The following is a 26,457-nucleotide window of genomic DNA, read 5'->3' as shown; positions in this document are numbered from 1 at the left end:
AAGGAACAGATTGACGGGACAATGCCATGTACATGGCGCGGCACGGGAACGCGCCATTGTAGACGGCTTCTTCGCACCACTCGACACCCATGGTTTTGCCACGGGGACTCGCATCGGTTGCCGCCGGAATTCTCCGATGGGAATCTTTCGGGGGCGAGGCAGTCGAATCGAGTTCCAACTCCTGCGATTCCCTGCGTCCCCACCTTTCCCATCCCTGGACGGCACTTTGAAGCGAGCGACGACCTCAGCCTCACGTTGGTCTGTGCGGACATTTCTGACCGGCTTAGCTCTCGCGAGCCTGTTGCCGGGCTTGCTTGGCGCCGGCGTCTTGTTTGTCTATGAATACCGCCAAGGGCGCGCGCAGCTGGAACAGAACACGATTCTCACGGCGCGCGCCCTGATGCAGGCGGTGGACAACCATTTATTGCAGGCGCAGTCGGTCGCCCAGGTGCTTTCCACTGCCGATTCGCTGTCCGTGGGCGACTTTGCCACGTTCCATGCCCGGGCGCGCGCAGCAATTGCAAAGGCCGAACTTGGCGTCAATGCGGTACTTCGGGATGAACGCGGCCGTCAGATCCTCAACACTGCGGTCGACTATGGAGAACCGTTGCCGCCGGACCCTGTTCCGGATCAGGTACGAATGGTCTTCGAGACGGCCGAGCCCACCGTGTCAGACATCTTTATCGGCCCCATGCTCAAGCAGCCGGTAGTGAGCGTCGATGTTCCGGTAATGATTGATGGGAAAGTCGCCTATGCGCTGGGTGTCGGCATTTTGCCGGAGCATTTCAATACTTTGCTGCGCTTGCAGGGATTGCCGCACGATTGGGTGGTTGGCGTTTTCGACAGCGCCGGCAATATTGTGAGCCGTACTCATTCTACCGAGAAATTTATAGGCAAAAAGGCCTCTGCCGGGCTCCATCAGTCAATGATGAGTTCGCCTGAAGGATCCTTGACGACAACTACCGGCGAAGGCATCGAGGTGCTGTCGTTTCATACGCGCTCCCCGCTGACGAACTGGAAGGTGGCCATCGGGATTCCCCGACAGATTATCGAGGCCGCGTTCCTTCAAACGATGTCCATGCTGGCGCTGGGCGTTGCGGCATTGTTTGTGGTGGGCATCCTGCTCTCCAGATACATGGGCCGGAAAGTAGCCTATTCGGTCAGCGCTCTCACTGCATCGGCTTCCGCACTCGGTAAAGGTGAGACGACGACGGCGCCACAGGTGTACGTCAAGGAAGCGGAAGCGGTGGCCTCGGCGATCGTACGTGCATCGGAATTGCTGAAAGAGCGTGAAGCGGCACTGCGTACACGCGCTGATGAGCTGCTTGAGGCGCATCGGCTCGCGAAATTCGGCACATGGCACTGGGATATGGATTCCGGCGCCGTGGAAACGTCCGACTCGGTGCGTGAAATATACGGCCGCGATGTTCCGTCCTTTCCGGAGCAGCGCGGAACCTTGCTGCCTGTCGACTCGTGGGAGCGCGTCAACGCCGCGCTGCAGGAGACGCTTGCCACAGGGCGCGGCTACGACCTCGAGCTGGAGGTCAACCACGGTGCCGGGCATACCGTCTGGGTCAATGCCAAGTGCGAAGCGATTCGCGACAGCACCGGCCGCGTGACTGCATTGCGCGGGACGGTCATGGACATCACTGAGCGCAAGCGCGCCGAGTTGCAAATGCGCGAGTCGGAACAGCGCTTCCGCCTCTTGGCGGACAACGTTGCACAACTGGCATGGATGGCCGATGGAGAGGGAAGCATCTTCTGGTACAACCGGCGCTGGTTCGAGTACACCGGGACCACGCTCGACGAGATGCGGGGTTGGGGATGGACGAAGATGCACCATCCGGAACACGTGGAGCGCGTGGTCGCGAAAATCAGTGACTGTTTCTCCTCGGGGAAACGATGGGAGGACTGCTTCCCGCTCAGGGGCGCGGACGGCCGCTACCGCTGGTTCCTGTCGAGAGCCGTGCCGGAACGCGACAGTGCCGGACGGGTAGTTCGCTGGTTCGGGACGAATACCGACATTACGGCGCAGCGCGAGACCGAGGATGAACTGCGCAAGTTCAAGTTCTTCAGTGACAACGCGAACGACGGTAATCTGGTCATCGACCGCAACGGGCGCATCCGGTATGCGAACAAGCTGCTTTGCGAGCGCCTCGGCTACAGCGAAGCGGAGCTGCTGCAGATGGGCGTGCCGGATATCGACCCGCTTTATCCGCTGGAGCGCTTTCAGCAATCCTTCGATCGCAGCAAGAACAGCCGGATGCAGCCTTTCGAGGGCGTGCACCGGCGCAAGGACGGATCGACTTTTCCCGTCGAGATTTCCTCCGCCGTGCTGGAACTGAATGGCGAGTGGCTGATGTTTGCGACATCGCGCGACATCACCGAACGCAAGCAGACCGAGCAACGCGTGCGCGAAGCGGCGCTGCATGATGCCCTGACCGGCCTGCCGAACCGCGCCCTGGTCTTCGAATACTGTGGCCACATGCTGGCGGCGGCCAGGCGCAATCATGGCCGCGGTGCGCTGCTGTTCATCGACCTCGACCGCTTCAAGCCGGTTAACGACCTGTACGGCCATGAAACCGGTGACCGGCTGCTGCAGGAGGTGGCCCGGCGCCTCGGCGCATGCACGCGCAGCGAGGATCTCGTCGGTCGCCTCGGCGGAGACGAGTTCGTGGTGATCCTGCCGCATCTCGACACCGGGCGGCACCGCGCGGCAACGGTGGCGCAGCACATCGTCGAGGCCATCAGCAGGCCGTTCCGCATCGATTCGCTGGAGCTGTCGGTGTCGCCGTCAATCGGCATCAGCATCTTCCCGGAGCATGCTACCGAAGTCGGCGCACTGATCCATGCAGCCGATCTCGCCATGTACCAGGCGAAGCAGTCCGGCCGGGCGAATTACCAGTTCTACACCACCGAGCTGGAGGAGCGCGCCGACCAGGCGCTGACGCTGGAACTCCGCCTCAAGCATGCGCTGCGCCACAACGGCCTGAAGCTGCACTACCAGCCGGTGGTGGACATCAAGACCGGACGGCTGATCGGCGCGGAGGCGCTGGTGCGGCTGGCGGACGGCAGCGGGGAGCCGGTCGGTCCGGACCGTTTCATTCCCGTTGCAGAGTCGGCCGGTCTCATCAGCGAGCTCGGCGAATGGGTTGCGGCGGAAGCCTGCCGCCAGCATGAGCAATGGCAGCGCGAAGGGCTGGAGCTCACCATCGCCATCAATGTGTCGCCGCTGCAATTCAGGCACGCCGCGTTTGCCGACAAGCTGAGCGGGATCATCACGGACGCCGGGATCGATCCGTCACGCCTGGAAATCGAAGTGACCGAGAGCGCGGTGATGGAAAACATTGACGATGCGGTCGCCATCCTCAACCGCATCAAGTCGCTCGGCGTCAAGGTGGCGCTGGATGATTTCGGCACGGGGTATTCCAGCCTCAGCAGCCTGTCCAGCCTGCCGCTCGACAAACTCAAGGTCGACCAGTCCTTCGTTCGCCGCATCGAACGCGACCAGGCCAGCCGGGCGGTGACCGAAGCGATCATCGCCCTCGGCCGCAGCCTCAAGCTCAATGTGGTGGGCGAGGGGATCGAGTCGGAGAATGCATTGCGCTACCTGGAGGAGCAGGGCTGCAACCAGGCACAGGGCTACTGGTTCAGCCAGCCGTTGCCGCCGGCCGAGTTCGCAGCCTGGTGCCGGCAACGGTGGGGACGCAACAGGGAGCTCGCCGTCGGACAGGCATAAAGCGCATCAGCGGGACAGCGGTGACAGGTTCTTCTTGAGGGGCTGCTGTCCAGTCTTCCAAGGCATCCGGCACGCCAGTCCTTTATTTTTCCACCTCAAACGCCGAACCCGTTTCAAAAAAATGGCCGCCGGCGATGTAGTGGATGCTGCGCCGTCCGCCCTGGCTGCCGTCCCAGTGCCCGTTGCTGAACGCCGCCGGATCGGCCCATGCCGCAACAACCTCGCCAAGAAAAAGATCGTAGGCCGATTGCACATGCGGTTCCGGGATCACGCGGCATTCCAGCCATCCCAGGCAGCCTTCGAGCAAGGGCGCGCCGATCTTCTTACTGGCGAACGTGGCGATTCCATGCGCCGCGAACTTGTCGACGTCGCGCCCGGATTCGGACCCTGCGGCGAGCGTGATGCCTGCCAGGTCGCGCGAGGGAATGTTCAGCGCAAATTCGCCTGATGCCTCGACAAGTTGCCGCGTCATCGTATTGCGGTCGATGACGACAGCAATCTTTGGCGGCGAAAAATCCAGCGGCATGGACCAGGCGGCGGCCATGACGTTTCGCACGCCGGCATGCGCGCTGGTGACGAGAACGGTGGGGCCGTGATTCAGGAGGCGATATGCCTTGGCAAGCTCGACGGGAAGACGGTTGGACATGGTTCGTTGTTTCGTGTGATGTCTCGTGTGATGAGGGTTGGAGCGCTGCAGGAGGGCGCAGTGCCGCAATTATGAAGCCAGTGCCGCATTCCTGCGCCTTGCGCCACACCATCGCCGCGCCCGTTGCGCAGTCAAGCGCAAAAGAAATAACCAAGCGAATTTCTCGGCTTTTCAAAAGCCATGCAAGTAGTAGGGCTAGATTGATCCACGTCAAAGTTTCTGGAAATCATCTGAACGTAAACTCGGTTGCCCAGATGCTTTACCGATGCGGCTCGGCAACATCGATTTCCCCTAAGGCATCGCCGGCAACGACTCTCCTGCAGTGCTGACTTACCATGTCTCAAGGAAAAATCATGACGCAAGATGCAACCGCCACGCATGCCCCGTTCGTCATCGAATGGAGGAAGGGATTTCAGGTCAATATCGAACAGGTGGACCAGGAGCACCAGCACCTCTTCACGCTGGTCAAGGCGCTGAGCCTGGACTCCGTGCAGAAGACCGTGGAGGAATTGCTCGATTACGTGGTGGTGCATTTCTCCAATGAGCAGGCGCTGATGGAAAAGAGCGGCTATCCCGCATTTGAGCAGCACCTGAAGCTGCACGAGGATTTCGCGGGCCATGTCGCCGATTTCCTTGGAAATGGTGAACCTTGGACCGAAGAGCGCGTGCAGGAGCTGCGCCGCTTCCTCAATAAGTGGCTGGTGGGGCACATCATGACCCACGACCTGCGCTTCGGAAAATGGTACGTGGAGCATCAGCAGGCGGCTGCACAGCACGCTGCGGCGCCCGCACCGGCCCCGATGGCGACGCCAATGCCCGCGCATCACGTGCCGCATGTCCCGATGCCCGAGGCAAAAGCGCATCGCGGCTTCTTTGCAAGCCTGTTCGGGCTCAAGTAAGCGTCGGGACGACAGGGGCGGCGCTCTCCGGCGAAGCCCCGCGGCAACCGGCGCAAACTATCCGGTCAGTTCAGTGCGCCAAAGACCTTGCCAATGATCTTGCTGCCTGTCCCGAGCGGGTCGCGGCGAATCGCCTTTTCTTCTTCGGCGATGATCGTAAACAATCCCTCAAGCGCTCGCTGCGTGACATAGCCTTCCACCGTCGGCAGTTCCTGCACAAGCCCGAAGCTTGCAGCCCGGCCCACCACGCCGTTGTATCTGGCGGAAAGGTCGGAGCGGTCCGTCACTTGCTTCACCAGCGGGCGAAACTTCTCTGCCAGCTGGACTGCTGTTTTTTCACGGAAGAACTCCGTTACCGACGTTTCACCACCGCTCAGGATCCTTTTGGCATCGGCGACAGACATGGATTTGACGGCATTCAGCAGGAGAGGCTTGGCCATCGGCACGGCGGCCTCCGCCGCGCGGTTCATCGCCAGCTCCAGCTCGTCGAGCTGCCGGCCGTAACCGGTCATCGCAAGGTACGGACGCGCCTGTTCTAGCATCGCCGGCAACCGGATTTTCACTTGCTCGTTTCTCAGGAAACCATCGGTCACGCCGAGCCGGGCGACAGCGGCCGACGAGCCGGCCACCAGTGCCGCCTTCAGGCCGCTGCTGGCGTCCTTGTTGGAAAGATCGGCCAGCGACAGGGCCATGGCGCTGGTTGTCGCAAGGCAGAGCGACATCAACAGGCCTTTTGCGGGGCGCAGGATGGAGAGTGACATGAAGGATTCCTCTGAAGACTGGTCTTGAACGATATGCAGCAGTCTAACCGGCTGGCAACAACATGCGAACTGCAAGGCTTCAGGCATGTTCTTTCCGCATGCCCGGCTTGATAAAATCGCGGCTGCATCCCAACCAATCCTGACCGGCCCGTACCTGACAGCTACGGCTATCGAAAGTGGCACATGATACAGATGCTGCGCATAGTGAAAACTGTTGTTTTCCGTCTGCTCGGGTTCGTCCAGCGGACTGCTTCTGCGGAACGCTCCACCTTGTTTGCGGCGGCCTTGGCGCTCGTGTCTCTCTTTGGCTTTGTCAAGATTGCGGAGGAAATGATCGAGGGCGGGACGGAAAAGTTCGACACCTTCGTGCTGCTCGCCTTCCGCGATCCGAGTGACGTGTCCGACCCCATCGGACCGCAATGGCTGGAGACGATCATGCGCGATTTCACCGCGCTGGGCGGGATTGCCGTGCTGACCGCCATCACTGCAATCGCGGTTGGGTATCTGTTCCTGATCCGAAAGCACCATGCCGCATGGATGGTTGTGCTGTCGATCGTCGGCGGGATACTGCTCAGTAACTTGCTGAAATGGTCCTTCTCCCGGCCGCGCCCGGACCTTGTGCCGCATGGTACCGATGTCTACACGCTGAGCTTCCCCAGCGGCCATGCCATGCTTTCCGCCATCGTCTATCTCACGCTGGGCGCGCTGCTTGCGCGCACGCAGGCAGACCCGCGAGTGAAGGTCTACCTGCTGTGCTGTGCAGGCGTGCTTGCCTTTATCGTCGGCATCAGCCGGATTTACCTTGGTGTGCACTGGCCGACCGACGTGCTGGCGGGCTGGGCGGTCGGTGCAGGATGGGCGCTGCTTTGCTGGGTCGTGATGGTCTGGCTTCAGGGCAAAGGAAAGGTTGAGCAGGCGAACGGCACGCTGTCAGAGAACAGGCAATAGGAAAAGGGGCGCAGTGCTGCAGCGCCCCGGTTGCTGTGATGTGAACGCGGTGTCATGCGCGTCAATGGGTTCTCGACTCTAGTTGCTACGGATTGCCATGACCTCCAGATATTCCGCTTCCACGCGGGTGGTACCGTCGGTCGCCTGGTTGTGGCGCTCCCAGAGCTGCGTGAGTTCCTGATGAAGTGCCTGCCGGCCGGCTTCGTCGAGCGCGGCAGTCGCGCGCACCGTCGGGCCGTAGTAGGTGCAGAAGAAGCTCACGACTTCCGCCGGCGGGAACGGATAGTGCATCGGGTACATGCGCTTCTGGAAATAGATATTCTCGATGCCCTCATGCAGGCGGGCGCGCACCGTTTCTTCATCGCCCCATTTCAGCGGCGACGGCATCAGCGACGGCGGCGGAACGTGTTTCCCGATGATCTTGAACATCTCGCCGACATGTCCCTGCGGCGTCCAGTTCGCCATCACGATGCGTCCACCAGGCGCGCAGACCCGCACCAGCTCCGCCGCGACTTCGTCCGGGCGCGGCGCAAACATGGCGCCGATCAGACTGACCACCACATCGAAGGACGCGTCTGCGTAGGGAAGCATTTCCGCATCGCCTTCATCGAACTGCACTTGCAGGCCCTCGGCCCTGGCGCGCGCACGGGCCTGCTCGATGGAATTGGACGCGATATCCACCCCGGTCACCTGCACGCCGGCACGCGCAGCCGGAATCGCAATCTGCCCGGCACCGCAACCGACGTCCAGCATGCGCGTACCCGGCGTGAGCTCCAGGCGCTGCAGGAATTCAAGCGCGCCGGGTTCGAGGTATTTCGCAAAATGCCCGTAGTCGCCCGACATCCAGGTCGCCTTCAGTCGCGCCTTGAGCGCTTCCATATCGGCGGTCATCGTATTTACTGCATCCATCGTGGTCATGGTTCGTCTCCTGAAACAAGAAAAGTGAATGGATCGCCTTGCTGCTGTTGCGGCGAACTGTACTCATCGTGCTGCGAGAAAAGCGTTGAAAGGTCGCAATCTTGTCGCCCGCAATCGCCTTCTGATGCAATCGATGTGATGCTCAGAGTGCGCTTGACGCTCATAGACGTCCAGTCCAGAATCTGAAGCGTTTTCGCTGCGGCGCTGCTGGAGCAGAGGTGCGGCAGAATTGCAGCAGAACGCACAGCAGGAGGTGCTGGCGATGGATGAAAGCTACGGTCAGTTCTGTACGGTGGCGCGCGGTGCAGAGGCACTTTGCGAACGATGGACGCCGCTTGTCGTGCGTGAACTGTTATGCGGCAGCAAGCGCTTTAACGACCTGCACCGCGGCGTGCCGCGCATGTCCACCAGCCTGCTCGCGCAGCGCCTGCGTCACCTTGAGGAAATCGGCGTGGTGCGCCGCGCCGCCTGCGGCAAGGTGTGGGAATACAGCCTGACCGAAGCCGGCGAGGAATTGCGGCCCATCATCATGGCACTCGGTAACTGGGGCGCGCGCTGGATCGGCAGCCGCCTGCGCGACAGCGAACTCGATGCCGGCCTGCTGATGTGGGACGTTCGCCGCAACGTGCGCATCGATCAGTTCCCGCCTCGGCCTGTCATCATTCATTTTCATCTCCCCGATGCACGCACCGGCGAAACGGTATGGTGGCTCGTTGTGGAGCAGGGCGTTGCCGACCTCTGTCGCGAAGACCCGGGGCGCGAACTGACACTCATCGTGCAATCGACGCTGCGTGCATTGACCGAAGTGTGGATGGGTGACAGGACGCCGGACGAGGTGCTGCAGGCGCGCGAGATGCGCATACAAGGTGAGCGACAGGATGCGCAAGCCTTGTGGCGCTGGCTGGGTACGAGCGGTTTTGCCCCGGTGCGGCTCGCCACCCGCGCGACGCGAAAGTCAGCGAAGCCGGATTCTGCCGGCCAGGTGATATAGCGACAGCGATGACAGTTACCGCCTGCAGTGATGGGGAATCTTCGGCGAAAAGGCTAGGCCGTGTTTGACAAGCTACTGCGCGGCCCGGATTGATGTCTGCGGTGCTCGGCCTACCAGTCGTACGCGTGCGCTCCTCGACACCACTCCGAACCGCTCGCTACGCTTGTCAAACACAGCCTTGGGCAGTGGCGTGTGTTGTCTGCGTTTCGGACTGCTGAATCGCTTCTGCCAAAACGCAAACAGCGCCGGATTGGAATGAAGTGCTAGGTACTGCTGCAAAGCTGAACAAGTCAGTCCGGGCTCAGCGCGCGCTGGCGTGTGCGAGACGTAGAAGGTACCGGCTCGCGGCACGCACCGCGAGCCTCAACCCTCTGTAGCGGTTATTGGTTACGTTTTCCGCTAACGCGCTCTGCACCGTAACGCACAGCGTCCTTCACGCGTTCCCAGCTGCTTCCCGGGTGATTGGCTTCCCAATCGCTGCGCAGCTGCGGCTCCGCATCGGTCCATTGATAATTTTGATAGCGACCGCTGCCGGCCACGGTAGATCCGTAGCGATAAGCGTCGTCGTAGTCTTCATAACGGCCACCCGACGAGCCATACGCCGTTTGCCAGTGACGACGGTAATCAGACGTGTCATCCGTCGAAGCTCCAACCGACTGCGCCGTGCCGACGGTTTGACGCGAGGTGGCGGTCGTGTTCGAGATGCTTGCGGGGCGATAGATCTGCTGGCCATTATGGCTGCGCCATTGTTGCTCGATGTAGTCGGCGTCCGTGTCGGAACGGGGTCGAACGCCAAGCAGGATGCCGCCTTGCTTGATGCCGCTCTCGTAGTGCTTGACGCGTTCTTCGGGAATACCCCACCCGACAAGCGCGCCAAGCAGCCCGCCCGTGGCAGCTCCGGCGCCGGCGCCCGCCAGGGCGGCTGCTACCGGACCCGCAATGACCAGGCCCAGGCCTGGCAATGCAATAGAGGTGCCGGTGGCTGCAACCGCCGCAAGGATCGCCCCTAGCGTACCGCCCATTGCGCCGCCTATGCCTGCACCTTCTGCCGCCTTGTTGCCCAGTTCAGTTGTTGGCTGGCCGCTGTCGGTAAAACTCTTCGTCCTTGTGTCGTCCGACATGACGACGTTGACGTCGTCCCGTGTGTAGCCGCGATCGGAAAGCGCCTGGTATGCGCGCTCGGCACTATCGCGGTCGTTAAAAAGACCTGTAAGCATGCCGGAATTGTCTTTTGAGGAAATTGCCATGATGTATCTCCTTTTTACGTTGCGTGAAAAGCGCCGCTCCCTGCTATCGGATAGGGCAGTGCGTCGTTGTAGTCATTACATTTGCAAGGCTGCTATTCCCGATCTGCAAAAAACGTCTGCATCGCATTTCACTGCGATTGTTAAACCGTCAATGGCTCTGTAGGAGGCTCAAACGAAGGCATAGTTCCGTCCAATTGCTATGCATCGCAGCAACGGGACAGACGGTCCTACACACGATTCTTCTTTCGATAGGGGAAGAAGGCACGCGGCATTTCTCGTTGTATGCGTGGGGTGGAACTACGTGCAGGAATGCCGCGCAGGCGTATGCAGTCGCGACACTCAAAGCGAAAACGGCTTAGATGTTTAGTGTCGAGGAGTTGTGAGGCACTTTATTGCAAGTTGCGAGAGGGAACGCTATGGAAACGTTCTGCACGACAGCGGCAGTACATCGCGCGATACAACATAGTCAGCCGGCCCTCATTTGACCGCTTGTCTCAGCACGCAACCAAAAGCGGCTGGCGAAGCCTGCCGTGTCATCACATATCAGTTTTCGGAGTAGATACCAGTCGCGATCTCCTTGAGCTGCCGGTGCTGGACGCGCAGCGGCAGTGCGACGGTTCTCTTTTGAGGGTGGTCAACGTCCGTCGCGATAGCAAGAAACGCCGGAGGGCATTGCGGCTCCTACCGTTACGGTCAGGGAAACGGCAATTGAGGAGCGGGATGAAACTGAGAAAATGGCTGCCAGCACTACTCATCGTAATGGCGTTGTCCTCCTGCGACCGCGAAGGTCGGCCGGTGGAGGAGTTCGGTCTCTCGAAACTATCCAAGGGCATCAGCGACGAAGGGGATGTACGCGGCGTGATGGGGCAACCGGAAACCGTGTGGGAAGAAGACGACGGATCACGCAGCCTGCAGTATCCCAAGGGTCCGCAAGGGCCGCGCACATGGGAATTCATCATCGACAAGTCGGGAAAATTAAAGGATTACCGGCAGTTGCTAACCCCGGAGAATTTCGCACGGGTGCAGACCGGCATGAGCCGGGACGAAGTACGGCGCCTGCTCGGCAAGCCGCGCACGGTCGTGCAGTTCAAACTCAAGAACGAAGAGGTCTGGGATTGGCTATATCTCGAACAGAACGAGCAGCGTTTGTTCAACGTCCATTTCGATATGGCTAGCGGAAAAGTGACAGCAACCTCGGCATCCAGCGCGACCAACTACTAGGCCGTGTTTGACAAGCTACCGCGCGGCCCGGATTGATGTCTGCGGTGCTCGGCGTCCCAGTCGTACGCGTGCGCTCCTCGACACCACTCCGGGCCGCTCGCTACACTTGTCAAACACAGCCTAGAGCCGCTTCGGCCTGCCTTTACCGTTGATGCTAGCCGCCTTGCCCACGGCACGGCGCTGCAGCTCCTTGCCGTAGCCGTGCTACGACGCGTCGCCGCCTTGTTCCTCAGGCAATCTGCCTCGGCCTCAATCGGCCAGTCAGACCAAAACGGCTCTAACCCACTCTTGCCGCAGCATTGCTCCGCGCCGTATGCAGCTTCTTGTAGCTGTCGATCAGGCGGCGGTGCCGGTCGAGGCCCTCCAGTTTCGTGCTGGTTGGCGTCAAGCCAAAGAAGCGCACGCTGCCGTTCACTGAGCCGAGCGCCGCGTCCATCCGCGCATCGCCAAACATCCGGCGGAAATTGACGATGTAATCGTCCAGTTCCAGCTCGTCATCGAGCAGTACCTCCAGCACCACGTTCAAGGCTTGATAAAACAACCGGCGCTCGACCGTGTTGTCGTTGTACTGCAAGAAGGCGCCCACCAGATCGTGTGCTTCCTCAAGCTGCTGCAGGGCGAGATGGATGAGCAGCTTCAACTCGAGAACGGTCAGCTGTCCCCATTCCGTATTCTCGTCAAACTCGATGCCGATCAACGTGGCGATATCGGAGTATTCATCGAGCTCATTGTTATTGAGACGATCAAGCAGCGCTTCCAGGCTGGCGTCGTCCAGGCGATGCAGATTCAGGATATCTTCGCGGAACAACAGCGCCTTGTTGGTGTTATCCCAGATCAGGTCTTCAATCGGGAAAACTTCCGAATAGCCGGGCACCAGAATCCGGCACGCGGTGGCGCCGAGCTGGTCATGCACGGCCATGTACACCTCTTTGTCCATGTCTTCAAGAATGCCGAACAAGGTTGCGGCTTCGTCGGCATTGGAGTTCTCTCCTTGGCCGGAAAAATCCCACTCGACAAAATCGACATGCGCTTTCGCGCTGAAAAAGCGCCACGACACCACGCCGCTGGAGTCAATGAAGTGTTCAACAAAGTTGTTCGGCTCCGTCACGGCTTCGCTGACAAAGGTGGGCTGAGGCAGATCGTTCAGGCCTTCAAAACTGCGCCCCTGCAGCAATTCCGTGAGACTGCGCTCCAGTGCCACCTCGAAGCTCGGATGTGCGCCGAACGACGCAAAGACACCGCCGGTCCGTGGGTTCATCAGGGTGACGCACATCACCGGGTAGACGCCACCCAGCGACGCATCCTTCACCAGCACCGGAAAGCCTTGCTCTTCCAGGCCCTGAATGCCGGCCAGAATGCGCGGGTATTTCGCCAGCACGTCCTGCGGCACATCCGGCAGTGCCATTTCGTTTTCCAGAATTTCGCGTTTTACCGCGCGTTCGAAAATTTCGGACAGACATTGCACTTGCGCTTCGGCCAGCGTATTGCCGGCACTCATGCCATTGCTGCCGTAGAGGTTTTCGACCAGGTTGGACGGGAAATACACGACTTCACCATCGGACTGCCGCACGAACGGCAGCGAGCAGATGCCGCGCTCGATATTGCCGGAGTTGGTGTCGATCAGGTGCGAGGCACGCAACTCGCCATCGGGGTCGTAAATGCCCAGGCAGTATTCATCGAGGATTTCAGCAGGCAGCGCATCTTTGCGGCCGGGCTTGAACCAGCGTTCGTTCGGATAATGGACAAACGGCGCATTGGCGATGTCTTCGCCCCAATACGATCCGGCGTAGAAATGGTTGTTATTGATTCGCTCAATGTACTCGCCCAGCGCCGACGCCAACGCGCTTTCCTTCGTTGCGCCCTTGCCATTGGTGAAACACATCGGCGAGTGCGCATCGCGGATATGCAGCGACCACACGTTGGGAACGATATTGCGCCACGAAGCGATTTCAATCTTCATGCCCAGGTCCGCCAACACGCTCGACATATTGGCGATGGTTTGCTCCAGTGGCAGGTCCTTGCCGAGGATATAGGTGCTGGCGTCAGGCGCCGGCTTCAAGGTCAGCAGCGACTGCGCATCAGCATCGAGGTTCTCTACCTCTTCAATCACGAACTCGGGCCCGGTTTGGACCACTTTCTTGACCGTGCAACGCTCGATGGAGCGCAGGATGCCTTGGCGGTCGTAGTCAGAGATATCCGATGGCAGTTCGACCTGGATCTTGAAGATCTGCTTGTAACGGTTTTCCGGATCGACAATATTGTTCTGCGACAGGCGGATGTTCTCGGTGGGAATGTTGCGTGTGTTGCAATACAACTTCACGAAGTAAGCCGCACACAAGGCCGATGACGCCAGAAAGTAATCGAAGGGACCAGGCGCCGAGCCATCTCCCTTGTAGCGGATAGGCTGGTCAGCCACCACCGTGAAGTCATCGAACTTGGCTTCAAGCCGAAGCTTGTCGAGAAAATTGACCTTGATTTCCATGGGGAATTTCCAAAAATGGCGCTCAAAATGATGTGGCCGTCATTATCCTGCCAGGCGGCCGTTCCGCAAAGGAAAGCCGAACAAATCGTCGCGGCTTAATGTGGCCGCATGCCCGCAAGTAGCCGCAAGTGGCCGCAAGTGGCCGCAAGTGGCGATGCAGGGCTGTCATACAGTGAGAGCAGGCTTCGAGCCCGCTTTCTGTGCTTTGATAGAATCGCGGCCATGAATCGACGCCGGTTAATCGTTTGCGCCTTGTCTATCTTTCTTGCTTCTGGTGCACTCGCTGCCTCAACGCCGCAGGAGCGTTCAGACTGGTCGGGTTTCTTCTCCAATGCTGGCGCGCACGGCACTATCGTTGTTGTCGATGGACGCTCGAAGAATGAGGTGGTGTTTGTTTTTAATGCAGAGCGTGCGGGTCGTCGCTACTCGCCGGCTTCGACCTTCAAGATTCCGCATAGCCTGTTTGCGCTGGACGCGGAGATACTGCGTGACGAGTTCCAGGTCATTCCCTGGGATGGCGTCAAGCGTCCGATAGAAGCATGGAACGAAGACCAGAACCTGCGCTCAGCCATGCGCAATTCCACTGTCTGGGTGTACGAACGATTCGCACGGCAGCTCGGCGACAAGCGCGAGGCCGATTACCTGCGAAAAATCGGATACGGCAATGCGGTCACTACGGGCAGTGAGCCGTTCTGGGTCGAAGGTGACCTCGCAATATCTGCCAATGAGCAAATCTCGTTCTTGCGCCGTCTTTATCGGAATGCATTGCCATTTCGTGTCGAGCATCAGCGTCTCGTCAAGGACGTGATGATCAATGAGGCCGGCGGAGACTGGATACTGCGGGCCAAGACCGGTTGGAGCGGAAAAATTGGATGGTGGGTAGGCTGGGTAGAGTGGCCGGCCGGTCCGGTGTTTTTTGCGTTGAACATCGACACGCCGAACAGATTGGACGACCTTCCCAAACGGCAGGGCATCACACGCAACATCCTTCGCTCCATCAAAGCACTGCCACATGCCGAATAATTCGTGACCATATCGCCGTGTCGCGGTAACAGGCACTCGTGGTCAACCCCAACAGATTGCAGGAAGAGCCAGCGATGCAAGAGCATCGTCGCATTAGGTCGTGTTTGACAAGCTACTGCGCGGCCCGGATTGATGTCTGCGGTGCTCGGGTACCAGTCGTACGCGTGCGCTCCTCGACACCACTCCGAACCGCTCGCTACATTTGTCAAACACAGCCTAGTGCGAGCAAGTCTTCAGAATCGGCAATCAGGCTTTACAGAACCGCTGTATTCAAGACGAGCGCACCCGGAATTCGCTGGGCGTTGTTCCCGTCCATTTCTTGAATGCCTGCCGGAAGTTTGGCGCGTCGCTGAATCCGAGTGACGCGGCGATATCTTCGACGCTCATCCGGGTTTTGCACAGATAGTCCATTGCAAGCTGTTTGCGGACCTTATTGAGAATGGCCTGATACGACGTCTCCTGGTCCGTCAGCTTGCGACGCAAGGTGCGGGAAGTCATGTGCAGTTGTCGCGCCACTGTCTCGATATCCGGGAAGCGGCCGGGTTGCGCCATCAGGATGCCAAACACTTTGCCGGCCATGCCGGAGGCGGCCTTCAGTTCCCTCAGTAGTTGGTCACAGGTCGCGCGGACGACAGCCGCGGTGGCCGGGTTGGCGAAGGCAAGCTGCTGCTCCAGCAGATCACTGCTGAAGCGCAGTTGGTTTCGGTCCTGGTCGAAGCGCACCGGGCAACCCAGCAAGTCGGAATAGGCGGGGGCGCGGCGCGGTGCGGGATAAGTGACGCAGATCTCCGTCGGCGTGACGGGGCGGCCGAAAATGTCACCGTGAACGGACAGTTGCGTTCCAAGCTGGAATTCAAGCACGAACCGGAACAGGTCGCTGTGCGCGCCGAGTGACAGGACATCCGTAAATTCCCAGAAGGCGTCGCGTTCGGTTTCTTCGAAGCGCAGGCCGAGCAGCGTGGCGGCCAGCGAACGGTACTTGATGGCGAAGTCGATCGCATCGCGTGGGGTCGGGCTGCTCAGCAGCGCGTACCCGTACATGCCGAAGTGGGTAATGCGAATGCGCTTGCCGGCCTTGATGGCGATGCCCGGATCGCGAGAGAGGCGCAGGGCATTCTCGTACACCGACAGCAATTGACGCGATGCCACGCGCGTGGCGGGAGCGTACAGTTCCTCGGGTTCGAGCCCGCTGCCCGCCAGCAGTTTCGGCACCGCGACGCCTTCTTCCTGCAGGAGTTCTGCCAGTGCGGCTATCTTGTGCGGGGGTTCGATGCGGTCATCGATGTCCGGAAATTGACGCTCCATGTCAGTCCAGTTCTCCATGTTGTGACCAGGCTTGTGCGATGCGGCGTCTTGCCTGCGCCGGGCAGTCTAGCATCAAATGTCCGATTCAAACCCCCTCAGTTGATCCGATTCGAACGGTGAGCCGAGGCCGTATCGTTGTGTGGCATCTTGTTTTGGCACATCGACTACAGACGAGAAATGTCCGGAATTAACCTGTCTGTGTCACCCGAGTTCACGCACAATCAGTGCATAAAACTATTCCTACAAGGAGACACAACATGACGGCTCGCGACCAGAGGTGCCGGCGATGATGCATATCGACCAGGTGCAACTCAACTTCAATCCGCAGGCTTTGCTGGGCCTGAACCTCATCCTGGCGCTGGTCATGTTTGGCGTGGCGCTGGATCTGAAGCTATCGGATTTCAAGCAGGCGCTGCGTACGCCCAAGGCGCTGGCAATCGGGCTGTTCGGACATCACATCCTGTTCCCGGCAGGGACCTTCCTTCTCATCAAGCTGATCGATCCGATGCCGTCGATCGCGCTCGGCATGCTGCTGGTGTCGTCATGCCCCGCCGGCCATATCTCCAACTTCTTCACGCACCGAGCGGGCGGCAATGCGGCGCTGTCGGTGTCAATCAGTACGCTGTCGACGGCGGGCGCGGTATTCATGATGCCGCTTAATGTCGCTTTCTGGGCCAATCAGGATGCTGGCATGCGCGCCATCATGCGCGATTTCTCGCTCGACCCGGTCGCCATGCTGATCGATGTGGGCATTCTGCTTGGCGTCCCCTTGGTCGCCGGCCTGTTCATTTCGCATCGCATGCCGCGACTGGCGGCGCGCATGCTCAAGCCGATGCGCATTTTCTCGCTCGGCGTGTTCGCCGTCTTCGTGACCGGCGCACTGCTCGCCAACTGGAAGTTTTTCCTCGCCTACGGTGCGATGGTGGTCGGCACCGTGTTCGTGCACAACGCCTGTGCGCTCGGCAGCGGCTATGGGCTGGCCAAACTGTTTGGGCTTGCGGAGCGTGACAGCCGCGCGGTGGCTTTCGAGACCGGCATCCAGAATTCCGGCCTGGGGCTGGTGTTGATTTTCAACTTCTTTGGAGGCCTGGGCGGTATGGCAATCGTCACGGCGTGGTGGGGTATCTGGCACATCTTTGCCGGCATGGCATTGTCGACCTACTGGATGAAAAAGCCGCCGTTGGCAGCAAAGGCGGGCGCATGAACGGCAAAGCGATACTCGTGACCGGCGCTGATGGCTACCTGGGCCGGCAGCTCATTGCGCACCTGTCGGAGGCCCGCATGGCCGGCACCGCGCGGACTGTCGTCGCTACCGACGTACGCATGACACCGCTTTTGCTGCAGCACCCTGGCGTTACCTATCTGCAGGCGGATATCCGTGACGGCGGGCTGGCGGATATCCTGCGCCAGCATGCGATCGATACGGTGGTTCATCTCGCCTCCATCGTCACCCCTGGTAAAAAGAGCAATCGCGCCTTTGAATACAGCGTCGATGTGGACGGCACGCGCAATGTGCTGGAGGCCTGCGTCGCGACTGGCGTGCGGCAGATTATCGTCTCTTCCAGCGGCGCTGCTTACGGTTACCACGCCGACAATCCGGCCTGGCTGACCGAAGAGGATCCGTTGCGCGGCAACGAGGAATTTGCCTATTCATGGCACAAACGGCTGGTGGAAGAGATGCTCGCCGATTACCGCCGCGACCATCCGCAACTGACGCAGACCATCTTTCGTATCGGCACCATCCTGGGCGAAAGCGTTCGCAATCAGATCACTGATTTGTTCGAGAAGCCGCGGCTGATTGCGATCCAGGGCTCGGACAGTCCCTTCGTGTTCATCTGGGACCAGGACGTGGTTGGCGCCTTCCTGCGGGCGATCGAGAGCGGGAAGGGCGGCATCTACAACCTCGCCGGTGATGGCGCGCTGTCCATTCACCAGCTTGCCAAGCGACTCTCCAAGTCAGTCGTGTCGCTGCCGGCAGGGCTGATCGCATTTGCGCTGCGCATCCTCAAGGCTTTCGGCCTCACGCAATACGGCCCGGAACAGGTGAACTTCCTGCGCTATCGACCCGTCCTCGACAACCGGCGGCTGAAGAGCGAATTCGGTTATACCCCGGCCAAGACTTCGGCCGAGGTGTTCGATTACTGGTTGCAGAGCCGCTCCACGCGGAAGAACTGAAAGGCGCCATGGATTACGCTGGAAAAGTCATCGTCATCACCGGTGCGGCAGGCGGATTGGGACTGGCGCTGTCCAAACAGTTCCTCGTCGCTGGCGCCCGTGTCGCACTGCTCGACGTGAACGGCGCGGCGGCACGCATGGCGGTCAACAATCTGCTGCTCAGCACTCCCGATCGCGCGCTCGCCATTACCTGTGATGTGAGCGACGCAACGGACTGCCAGCATGCGATCGCAACGGTCATTGCGCATTGGGGCGGGATTGATGTGTTGATCAATAACGCCGGCATTGCGCACCGCAGCCTGCTATGCGAGACCGATCTGGCGGTGCTGCGGCGGGTCATGGACATCAACTTTTTCGGCGCAGTCCAATGTACCCAGCTGGCATTGCGGTCGCTACGCGCACGCCGGGGACAGATTGTCGTCATCTCGAGCATTGCTGGTTTTTCGCCGCTGTTCGGCCGCACCGGTTACAGCGCGAGCAAGCACGCCTTGCACGGATTTTTCGACAGCCTGCGCAGTGAGCTCGAAGAAGACGGCGTGGACATTACCGTCGTCTGCCCCGCATTCATTGCCACCGGCATCGAGCATGCCGCGCTCGGCGGAGATGGCGGACGGGCGACGCTGCCGCGCAATGCCACCGGCGGTGAGATGCCTGCGGACGAAATGGCATCACGTATCTTCGCTGCGGTGTCCCGTCGGCAACGGCTCTGCCTGCCCACGCCGCTGGCGAAGCTCGCATGGTGGACCAGCCGCCTGATCCCGTCGTTTTTTGCGCGACAGATGAAGCGCCGCGCCGCGCCACCCCAGCCCCTGAATAACTGATCATCCAAAAAAGACTTATGAAAAACACGATCCGCCATTGGCTTGCACTGGCAGCGTGCAGCACCATCACCTTGCCGGCAGCGGCTGCCGTCATCACTGTTATCGACCAGGCCGGCAAGCCTGTGTCGGCGGCGATGGTGACGCAAGCTGTAGCACACCGTGCGCCACGGGACACTTCCGACAACGGCTTCCAGCAACCCGGCAAGCCGCAGGTGGTGGATATCGATGTCACGGCATTCACGGGCAACTCGGGGACTGCAGAGATTCCCAATCGCGTGGCCGATACCCGATACCGCGTGCGCAAGCCCGGCTTCCGCGATGCGGTGTTCGAAGCACCGGCAGGGCAGGCGGCCGTTCGTATCACCCTGGAGCCGGAAACGGATGCCTTCAAGCTGGCCGAAGCGAAGCCGGCCAATGCCTGGCTGGGCGCGCTCAATGTCGGCGACGCCACGGCGAAGAAGCACTTCCAGATGCAGTGCGGCTTCTGCCACCAGCAGGGCAATGCATTCACCCGCGCGGAAAGGTCGCCCCAGGACTGGAACGAAACCATCAAGCGCATGGTGCGCTACGGCTCGCGCTTGCCGACGGAGCTGCAGAAAACGCTGCCGGACACGCTTTCGGCCGACTACCGTCGGTTGCGCGAGCATCCGGAACTGATCACAGGCGGCGTATCGTGGGAGGGAAGCCTCGACAAGACCGTGATCACCGAATGGCCGCTCGGCAATGCGATGTCGCAGACGCACGATATGCTGATTGCGGCTAACCGGCTGGTATATGTTGCCGACAACATCCAAGATCGCCTGTACGAGGTGAATCCCGCCACGAATGCCGTGACGGTCTACAAAATTCCGCACAAGCCGGGTGACGATCCGGACGGGCTGATTGCCGGGCGGTTGAAGACGTTTCCGAGCCATGACAGTACGTCGAATGCGCATTCGCTGGCCGAGTCGCCGCGTGACGGGCACATCTTCATCACGCCTTCGGCACAGCGCCGGCTGATCGAGTTCGACCCGGCCTCCAAGACGTTTACCCAGCATGAAATCGGCGCGGGCTTTTATCCGCACACGGTGCGCATCGATGCCAAAGACAACGTCTGGTTTACACTGGCCTTGTCGAACCAGGTGGCGAAGTTCGACCGTGCCGCGCGCAAGTTCACCCTCTACGATCTGCCGACGCGCAGCCTCAAGGAGCGGCTCACGGTGGCGTCGATCGGCTTCATGTTCAAGCTGATGAACTGGGGCTTGCCCTTGTCGAACTGGATGCCGGTGGACTGGGCCGCCACCGGCACGCCGCTGCCTTATGGCATCGATATCACACCGGACGGCATGGTGTGGTTTGCGCGTCTGCATACCCAGGAGATTGGCCGGATCGATCCGGCCAGCGGCGAGGTCACGATGATTCCCACGCCTTTCATCGGTCCGCGCCGCCTGCGCACGGATGCGCAGGGCAACCTGTGGATCGCCGCCTTCGCCGAATCGAAGATTGCCCGTTATTCGCCCGCCACCGGCACCTTCTCCCTGTTCGATCTGCCGGTCGAGCCGAAAGGCAGCGAGACGCCATATTCGCTCAACGTCGACAAGCAGCGCGGCATCGTATGGGTGAACGGCAACCAGTCCGACGCACTGTTCGGCTTCGACATCAAGACCGAAACCTGGCGCACGATTCCGCTGCCGCGCCGCACGACGTTCACCCGCGACATTGAAGTCGACGCCGATGGCACGCTCTATACCTCGAATTCAAACTTCCCCAGCTGGCACATCGAAGATAGCCAGCCAACCTTGATCAGGGTGCAGCAGCGATGATGATGGATTGCGACGATACGGCAGTGATGCGGGAGGCCGCATGATCGGCCGCCATTGGGCATTCTTCTTGTCGTGCCTGCTGGCGTTCACCGGCGGCCACGTCATCAATTACTCGGTGATCATCTACGCGCAAGAGGTGCTGGGCTCGGACGTATTGGCCGGGGTAGGGTTCGGACTGTGTTTCGGTCCACCGCTGATTCTCGGCTGGTATGCCGGCGTGCTGTGCGACCGTCTTGCGCCGACGCGCATCATTCATGCAGCACAAGCCTTGTTCGTTCTGGCGGCAGTGCTGATGGCGTACGGCGATCGTTTTATCGCCGAGCCGGCGCTGCGGGCGCCGGTCTTTCTTGCCGCTGCCCTGTGCGCCGGAATCGGCTGGTCTTTCGTCGCACCGGCGCGCATGACGGCGCTCAGTCAGATCGTGGACGCGGCTACGTTGCGCCGTGCCTCGCTGGTCTTTAACCTGCTAGTCATGCTCGGGTTCGGCCTCGGGCCGCTGGCGATTTCGGTATGTCGTTTGTATGTTGGCTGGCAGGGGGTTTTTGCACTTGCTGTTGCGCTGTTCATCATCGGATCGGCGCTGCTGTTTCGTGTGTCGACACATGTCACCGGCAAACCGCCTCGGCCCGTCATGCGCGATATTCTCGATGGCCTCGGTGCGGTGCGCGGCGACCCCTTGCTTGCGCAACTGCTCGTGACGGCCATGTTCGGCTACATGCTGATGGGTCCGATGCAGGTCATCCTTCCCAAGCTCACTCGCACTGCGCTGGGACTCGGTGAACTGGGGCGGGGCGCCTTCCTCGGCACGCTCGCGCCTGCGCTCATCGCCGGTGGTCTGGTTTGCATGCTGGCAGCGCGACGCCTCCCGCACGGGAAGACGGTGTTTACCGCATGCGCACTCTCCGGATTACTGTTTGCGGGCATGGGACGCACCACGAACCCGGCCGTCGCCTTCATGCTGCTGGCTTGCGTCGGCCTGCTGGGCGGCATGGCCATCAGCCTGATTGTCGCGGCGATCCAGGAGAACGTTGAGGAGGCGGTGCGCGGTCGCGTACTCAGCATGTACACGATCATTTCGCAGGTCATGCCGGCGATATCGGGTCTTGCGGCCGGTGCACTGACGCATGTGCTGGACGCACAACGTGCAGTCTTCGTCATCGGCGCGGCGTTGGCGTTGGCAGCGCTCGGCAATGCGGCGTTCATGCCCGCGTTGCGCAGCTATCGCGGGCACTGACGCGACCATTCGCCCGACAGCTTGCTGATGTGTCTCGCGCACATCAATCCCCGTAAGGCTCGTCGCGATCACACGCTGCCAATACGGTATGCTTCCTGGAGCGGAATAGGGAGGGGCATGGTGGCGAATTGGTATGTGTATCTGATCGAATGCGAGGGCAACGCTATCTACACGGGGATTGCGACCGATGTGGCAGCGCGATACGCAGCCCATGCCGCCGGCAAGGGAGCGAAGTACACGCGATCCAGGCCACCCCGGCGCTTACTCTGCACCATCCCCGCAGCGGACAGGTCGGAGGCCTCCAGGCTGGAGTATCAGTTCAAGCAACTCTCTCCAGTTCAGAAGCGCGAAGTTGTCGCACTGGTGCTGGCCGAAGAGGAAAGCGTGGCGGGGCAAAATCACCCAGACAAGGATTGATTCGCGTCGTCTTGCAAGGTGCTGCACTCTCCGTCAGTAGTCTGTGCCGGTACTCCGAGCGGCAGTCAACAGGTGTGAAGCTGCGCGCCAAGGCCGGGCGGGGATGCCGAGTCCGAGAAGCGCAGCCGTACATGAGGTACGGTGAGCATCGCAGGCTCGAGATTGGTTGCGGCCGGCGAGGTGCGGCCGGCGAGGTGCGTGCGGTTAGGAAAAAATGCTCTAACCGTCGCCTTGTGGTGGCGTGACTGGCAAGGTGCGCTTGTGCGCAGTTTGCTGGAATTGCCGCAGGATGATGGCGCGTGCTTCCTCGCTGATCTGTTTACCTTCCAGGAAATCGTCGATGAGCTCGTAGCTGACGCCGAATGCATCTTCATCCGGCTTGAGTGGTGCGAGGTTTTCGAGGTCGGCAGTGGGGACCTTATACACAAGGTCCTGCGGTGCGCCGAATTCAGCCGCGATTGCACGGACGCGCCGCTTGGTTAAGCCAGTCAACGGCGTGACGTCCGCGGCGCCATCGCCGTGCTTGGTAAAAAAACCCATCAGCGCTTCGGCTGCCTGATCGGTGCCGATGACCAAACCATCGGTCGCGCCGGCGACCGCGTACTGGGCGATCATCCGTTGTCGTGCCTTGATGTTGCCGAGTATGAAGTCTTCGTGCGCTGCGTCCTTGAATGACTGGCTGCTTGCCTTGACCGCAGCGAGCATCGCATCGCTTGCCGGCTTGATGTCGACCGTCAAGATTTCATCAGGCTTGATGACTGCGAGCGAGCGTTGTGCGTCTTCCTCGTCGCGTTGCACGCCGTAAGGAAGGCGCATGGCGATGAAGCGTGCGTCATATCCCTGTGCGCGTGCTTTATCGACAGCTGCTTGTGCCAGACAGCCTGCCGCCAAAGAATCAACACCACCGCTGATGCCCAAGACGAAGGTGCGGCGCCGCGTGCTGATCAGCAGATCACACAAAAATGCGATGCGCTGGTCAAGCTCGGTACGCGCATTAAATGTTGCAGCTACGTTCAGTTCGGCAATGAGCTGTTGCTGTTCCTTGTCAATCACTCGTTTATCCATGGCTGCTCATTAATCATGCAGTTTGTGCCGGTGAGGTCCTGTTGGTGATGAATGCGTTGTGATAGTGCCAAATGCGACTGACCGCGTACTCCGCCGCGCGTTCTCGCACCTCGTTCCTGTCACCATTGAACTTGCGCGTCTCCGAAAAGGTAACCGCGTCGTCGTCTTCCTGAAAGGACCATGCAAAGCAAACGGTACCAACTGGAATAGAACCGTCGCCACCAGGGCCGGCAAGGCCGGTATCGGCCAGTGCGACATTGGCACGGCTGGCACGCAACGCACCTTCCGCCATTTCACGGGCCACTTCCTCGCTGGTTAAGTTGAATCGGTCAATTGTTTCCCGCTGCACACCAAGACAACTGATCTTCGCCTGCGGCGAGTAGGTAACGAACGCACATTCCAGCCAGCTGGCAGACCCCGGCGCTTCGGCCAGCATCGACGCAATCAGGCCAGCAGTGCAGGATTCCGCGGTCACAAGCTTGAGGTCGTGTTCCTGCATATAGCGCAGGACACTTTTCACGTTTTCATTCATTGAATCGTATATGGGAAATATGTATGGGTGGCGGGCTTCTTTAATGCAAATTGGATAGCGAAATGCAAATTTCGTTCTTTGCCATGTATGAAATTTGCTGCCGACACCTGCCAGTGCAGGGGAATGAAGTCGAAACGCTGCTACGGTAACTGCAAAGTTGAACGGAGGCGGAAAAAAGCGGCGAGTATAAAGAGGAGCGGAAATACAGAGCCCCGCACCAGTCAGGACGAAACCGCTCCAGGAGCGAGCACCAGTGTATGCTCCGGCACCGCGTTCCGTGATTGTCGATCCTGGTATCACGGTCCATCAGACCGTAAGAGTTCCGCAGCAATCTTTACCAGTCATTTACCTGCTCGGCCCAAGGTTGGAGGCCGAGCAATAAACGCCTTCGTTCGGCACGCACCTCGTGGACGGCTCCTAGCCGTTTTTCAACCACTCCCTTGGCGAAAGCCCTACCTTCGCCGCGAACGCTCGCGACAGCGCTGGCGGGTTCGCATAGCCAAGCTGGTCTGCCAATAATTTGATCGGCCGTCCTTCACGCAACCCGGCCTGAGCGAGCGCGATGCGGCAGCTTGCCAGATAGTCGGCCGGCGTCTGCCCCACCACCTTTTTAAATACCGTCGCAAAGCTCGTGCGCGACATGCCGGCGCGTTCTGCGAGTCGTTCCAGTGTCCAGGAATCGCCGGGCACTTCATGGATCGCCACCAGCGCACGCGCAATGCGCGGGTCCGAAAGGCCTGTGATCAGTCCCGGCTGCACGCCAGCTTCTTCCGGATGATCCAGCAACCAGCGCAGCAACTGGATCAGCACGATTTCAAAAAGCCGATCTGCCAGCAGACCTTGTCCGCAACGCATGCGATCCGTCTCGGCAAACAGCAGTCCGAGCGCAGGTTCGAGCCCGTCCACATCGGCCAGGCGCAACCGGATGAACGGCGGCAGGCTGCACGCGAGCGGGTTGGCTGCGCCACCTTCAAACTCAACTGCCGCGCAGGTGAAATCCGAACCGTCGTGGGGCGGGTTGTGGAAATGGTGGGTAAGCGGGCGCGGATAGAACAATAGGGTCGGTTCATCCAGAACCAGCTTTGTCGGGACACCTGCGGCGCCGTGATGCGTCACTTCCATCGTGCCGCGGCGAAGCACATGCAGGAAACCAAGACCGCTGCTGCTGTCGTACTTCTGCAGTCCGCATAACCTGCCCGAGTGAAAGAAATTGACGCGTACTCGAAAGCGCTTCAGCAGCGCGGATAACCTGTCGATGGGAGGTTGGGTATTCACTTGAACGAAAAGATATGAATATTGAATGAAATGAATCCAATAGTACGTCAAAGCTTCGCATACTGCTTCTCACTGCAGCCACTGAAGCGCAAGCCCGGCGGCGGCAGGAAAGCTCCATTCTCATCGAACCCGATCTTTGAAAGGAAAACCTGATGTCTCGCGTCAATATGAATATTGAACTCGTCCCAGCCACGAGTCAGGACACGTTAAAGCAAATCCACACGGCGTTCAGCGCAACGCCCAACATGTTCCGGGCTGTGGCCAACTCGCCGGCAGCGCTGAAGAGCATGTGGGGTGGCTTCAGCGCGCTTGCCGGGGGCTCCCTTGGCGCGAAGCTTGGTGAGCAGATCGCCGTGGCGATCGCCAACCGCAATCAGTGCGAGTACTGTCTTGCGGCCCATACCATGCTCGGCAAGAAAGCTGGAGCGACTGCAGAAGAGATGGCCGGCGCACAGCTTGGCCACGCGGCGGACCAGAAAACGGCTGCCGCCCTTGCGTTCGCGCTCAAGGTGGTCAACGATCGTGCGCATGTTTCGGCGGACGACGTCGCGGCAGTGCGCGCAGCGGGATTTAACGACGAACACATCGTCGAGATCATGGCGCACGTGGCACTGAATCTGTTCACGAACTATGTCAATGTCGCGCTGGACGTACCGGTGGACTTTCCCAAGGTCGCACTGCGCAATTGAGTGCGAGTGCGCAAAAAACGCCGCGATGACACATGCCGTCGCGGCGTTCAACCAACCCAGTGGCTACATGACATTAACCCTGTCAAAAGCGTCACTGGTAGGTCGTCAGGGAAACCGGAGTCGTTCGCGATTTAATGCAAAGAAAACTACGATTCCGGTGGATCGCGAGTGCTTTTCTCGGCGCCATCATCACCACGTGGATACGGCCATCATCTCTTCTCGATATTTCAAGTATGCGTGGGAACGCTTAACCGCGCGACGTGGCCA

Annotated in this window: 22 protein-coding genes; 13 read left to right on the top strand and 9 right to left on the bottom strand. The window is 60.1% G+C overall.

Translation table 11 applies throughout. The features are described from left to right. Positions 1-262: 262 nt before the first annotated feature. Complete coding sequence (locus ACYVIA_RS17130) at positions 263-3,739, top strand: bifunctional diguanylate cyclase/phosphodiesterase (RefSeq protein ID WP_460842915.1); 3,477 nt, start codon at positions 263-265, stop codon at positions 3,737-3,739. A gap of 82 nt (positions 3,740-3,821) precedes the next feature. Here the strand turns inward: ACYVIA_RS17130 and ACYVIA_RS17125 are convergent, their stop codons facing one another. Further along, a complete protein-coding gene (locus tag ACYVIA_RS17125; protein WP_460842913.1) occupies positions 3,822-4,385 on the bottom strand; it encodes a flavin reductase family protein in 564 nt (187 codons plus the stop codon). A gap of 353 nt (positions 4,386-4,738) precedes the next feature. Between ACYVIA_RS17125 and ACYVIA_RS17120 the strand changes: the two genes are divergently transcribed. After that, positions 4,739-5,284, top strand: coding sequence for a bacteriohemerythrin (locus ACYVIA_RS17120; protein ID WP_460842911.1), 546 nt, complete (start codon positions 4,739-4,741; stop codon positions 5,282-5,284). Positions 5,285-5,349: 65 nt separating this feature from the next. Here the strand turns inward: ACYVIA_RS17120 and ACYVIA_RS17115 are convergent, their stop codons facing one another. Next, the gene (locus ACYVIA_RS17115) at positions 5,350-6,045 is read right to left on the bottom strand and encodes a DUF4197 domain-containing protein (RefSeq protein ID WP_460842909.1); all 696 of its coding nucleotides are present in this window, start codon (positions 6,043-6,045) and stop codon (positions 5,350-5,352) included. Between the two features lie 204 nt (positions 6,046-6,249). Between ACYVIA_RS17115 and ACYVIA_RS17110 the strand changes: the two genes are divergently transcribed. Further along, entirely contained in the window at positions 6,250-6,993 is a 744-nt protein-coding gene (locus ACYVIA_RS17110) for a phosphatase PAP2 family protein (RefSeq protein WP_460842908.1), read from the top strand. A 78-nt stretch (positions 6,994-7,071) separates the two neighbouring features. Here ACYVIA_RS17110 and ACYVIA_RS17105 read toward each other — a convergent pair whose 3' ends face one another. Further along, a complete protein-coding gene (locus ACYVIA_RS17105) occupies positions 7,072-7,911 on the bottom strand; it encodes a class I SAM-dependent methyltransferase (RefSeq protein WP_460842906.1) in 840 nt (279 codons plus the stop codon). Between the two features lie 229 nt (positions 7,912-8,140). On the opposite strand from ACYVIA_RS17105, the gene ACYVIA_RS17100 reads away from it, so the two are divergent. Then, positions 8,141-8,902 (top strand): winged helix-turn-helix transcriptional regulator, encoded by a 762-nt coding sequence (locus ACYVIA_RS17100; RefSeq protein WP_460842904.1) that lies wholly within the window; start codon positions 8,141-8,143, stop codon positions 8,900-8,902. A 380-nt stretch (positions 8,903-9,282) separates the two neighbouring features. Here ACYVIA_RS17100 and ACYVIA_RS17095 read toward each other — a convergent pair whose 3' ends face one another. Further along, entirely contained in the window at positions 9,283-10,149 is an 867-nt protein-coding gene (locus ACYVIA_RS17095) for a hypothetical protein (RefSeq protein ID WP_460842902.1), read from the bottom strand. Between the two features lie 720 nt (positions 10,150-10,869). Between ACYVIA_RS17095 and ACYVIA_RS17090 the strand changes: the two genes are divergently transcribed. Then, positions 10,870-11,370 (top strand): outer membrane protein assembly factor BamE, encoded by a 501-nt coding sequence (locus ACYVIA_RS17090; protein WP_460842900.1) that lies wholly within the window; start codon positions 10,870-10,872, stop codon positions 11,368-11,370. 277 nt (positions 11,371-11,647) lie between these two features. Here the strand turns inward: ACYVIA_RS17090 and ACYVIA_RS17085 are convergent, their stop codons facing one another. Beyond that, positions 11,648-13,852 carry an OsmC domain/YcaO domain-containing protein gene (locus tag ACYVIA_RS17085; RefSeq protein ID WP_460842898.1) on the bottom strand — a complete coding sequence of 735 codons (2,205 nt, stop codon included), beginning with the start codon at positions 13,850-13,852 and terminating at the stop codon, positions 11,648-11,650. A gap of 222 nt (positions 13,853-14,074) precedes the next feature. Here ACYVIA_RS17085 and blaOXA point away from each other — a divergent pair, with 222 nt between their 5' ends. Continuing rightward, positions 14,075-14,875 carry a class D beta-lactamase gene (gene blaOXA / locus ACYVIA_RS17080; protein WP_460843020.1) on the top strand — a complete coding sequence of 267 codons (801 nt, stop codon included), beginning with the start codon at positions 14,075-14,077 and terminating at the stop codon, positions 14,873-14,875. Positions 14,876-15,145: 270 nt separating this feature from the next. Here blaOXA and ACYVIA_RS17075 read toward each other — a convergent pair whose 3' ends face one another. Next, positions 15,146-16,180: an AraC family transcriptional regulator gene (locus ACYVIA_RS17075; RefSeq protein ID WP_460842896.1), complete on the bottom strand. Its 1,035-nt coding sequence runs from the start codon at positions 16,178-16,180 to the stop codon at positions 15,146-15,148. 286 nt (positions 16,181-16,466) lie between these two features. Between ACYVIA_RS17075 and ACYVIA_RS17070 the strand changes: the two genes are divergently transcribed. From ACYVIA_RS17070 to ACYVIA_RS17045, 6 genes are all read left to right on the top strand, one after another. Next, positions 16,467-17,384: a bile acid:sodium symporter family protein gene (locus tag ACYVIA_RS17070; RefSeq protein WP_460842894.1), complete on the top strand. Its 918-nt coding sequence runs from the start codon at positions 16,467-16,469 to the stop codon at positions 17,382-17,384. Continuing rightward, positions 17,381-18,355 (top strand): SDR family oxidoreductase, encoded by a 975-nt coding sequence (locus ACYVIA_RS17065; protein ID WP_460842892.1) that lies wholly within the window; start codon positions 17,381-17,383, stop codon positions 18,353-18,355. The genes ACYVIA_RS17070 and ACYVIA_RS17065 overlap by 4 nt, the downstream gene beginning before the upstream one ends. Before the next feature lie 8 nt (positions 18,356-18,363). Continuing rightward, a complete protein-coding gene (locus ACYVIA_RS17060) occupies positions 18,364-19,176 on the top strand; it encodes an SDR family oxidoreductase (RefSeq protein ID WP_460842891.1) in 813 nt (270 codons plus the stop codon). Positions 19,177-19,193: 17 nt separating this feature from the next. Next, positions 19,194-20,978 (top strand): Vgb family protein, encoded by a 1,785-nt coding sequence (locus ACYVIA_RS17055; protein ID WP_460842890.1) that lies wholly within the window; start codon positions 19,194-19,196, stop codon positions 20,976-20,978. 40 nt (positions 20,979-21,018) lie between these two features. Next, positions 21,019-22,212 (top strand): MFS transporter, encoded by a 1,194-nt coding sequence (locus ACYVIA_RS17050; RefSeq protein ID WP_460842888.1) that lies wholly within the window; start codon positions 21,019-21,021, stop codon positions 22,210-22,212. 117 nt (positions 22,213-22,329) lie between these two features. Beyond that, positions 22,330-22,629, top strand: coding sequence for a GIY-YIG nuclease family protein (locus ACYVIA_RS17045; protein WP_460842886.1), 300 nt, complete (start codon positions 22,330-22,332; stop codon positions 22,627-22,629). A 219-nt stretch (positions 22,630-22,848) separates the two neighbouring features. Here ACYVIA_RS17045 and nadE read toward each other — a convergent pair whose 3' ends face one another. From nadE to ACYVIA_RS17030, 3 genes are all read right to left on the bottom strand, one after another. Next, positions 22,849-23,694: an ammonia-dependent NAD(+) synthetase gene (nadE, locus tag ACYVIA_RS17040; RefSeq protein WP_460842884.1), complete on the bottom strand. Its 846-nt coding sequence runs from the start codon at positions 23,692-23,694 to the stop codon at positions 22,849-22,851. 13 nt (positions 23,695-23,707) lie between these two features. After that, entirely contained in the window at positions 23,708-24,226 is a 519-nt protein-coding gene (locus ACYVIA_RS17035; RefSeq protein WP_460842882.1) for a CinA family protein, read from the bottom strand. Between the two features lie 417 nt (positions 24,227-24,643). Continuing rightward, entirely contained in the window at positions 24,644-25,501 is an 858-nt protein-coding gene (locus ACYVIA_RS17030; protein WP_460842880.1) for a cupin domain-containing protein, read from the bottom strand. 152 nt (positions 25,502-25,653) lie between these two features. Between ACYVIA_RS17030 and ACYVIA_RS17025 the strand changes: the two genes are divergently transcribed. Further along, a complete protein-coding gene (locus tag ACYVIA_RS17025; protein ID WP_460842878.1) occupies positions 25,654-26,190 on the top strand; it encodes a carboxymuconolactone decarboxylase family protein in 537 nt (178 codons plus the stop codon). Positions 26,191-26,457 lie beyond the last annotated feature (267 nt).

This window comes from Noviherbaspirillum agri (assembly GCF_054780595.1).
Note: the sequence above shows the minus strand (reverse complement) of the source record. Positions and strands in the feature narration are given on the sequence as shown.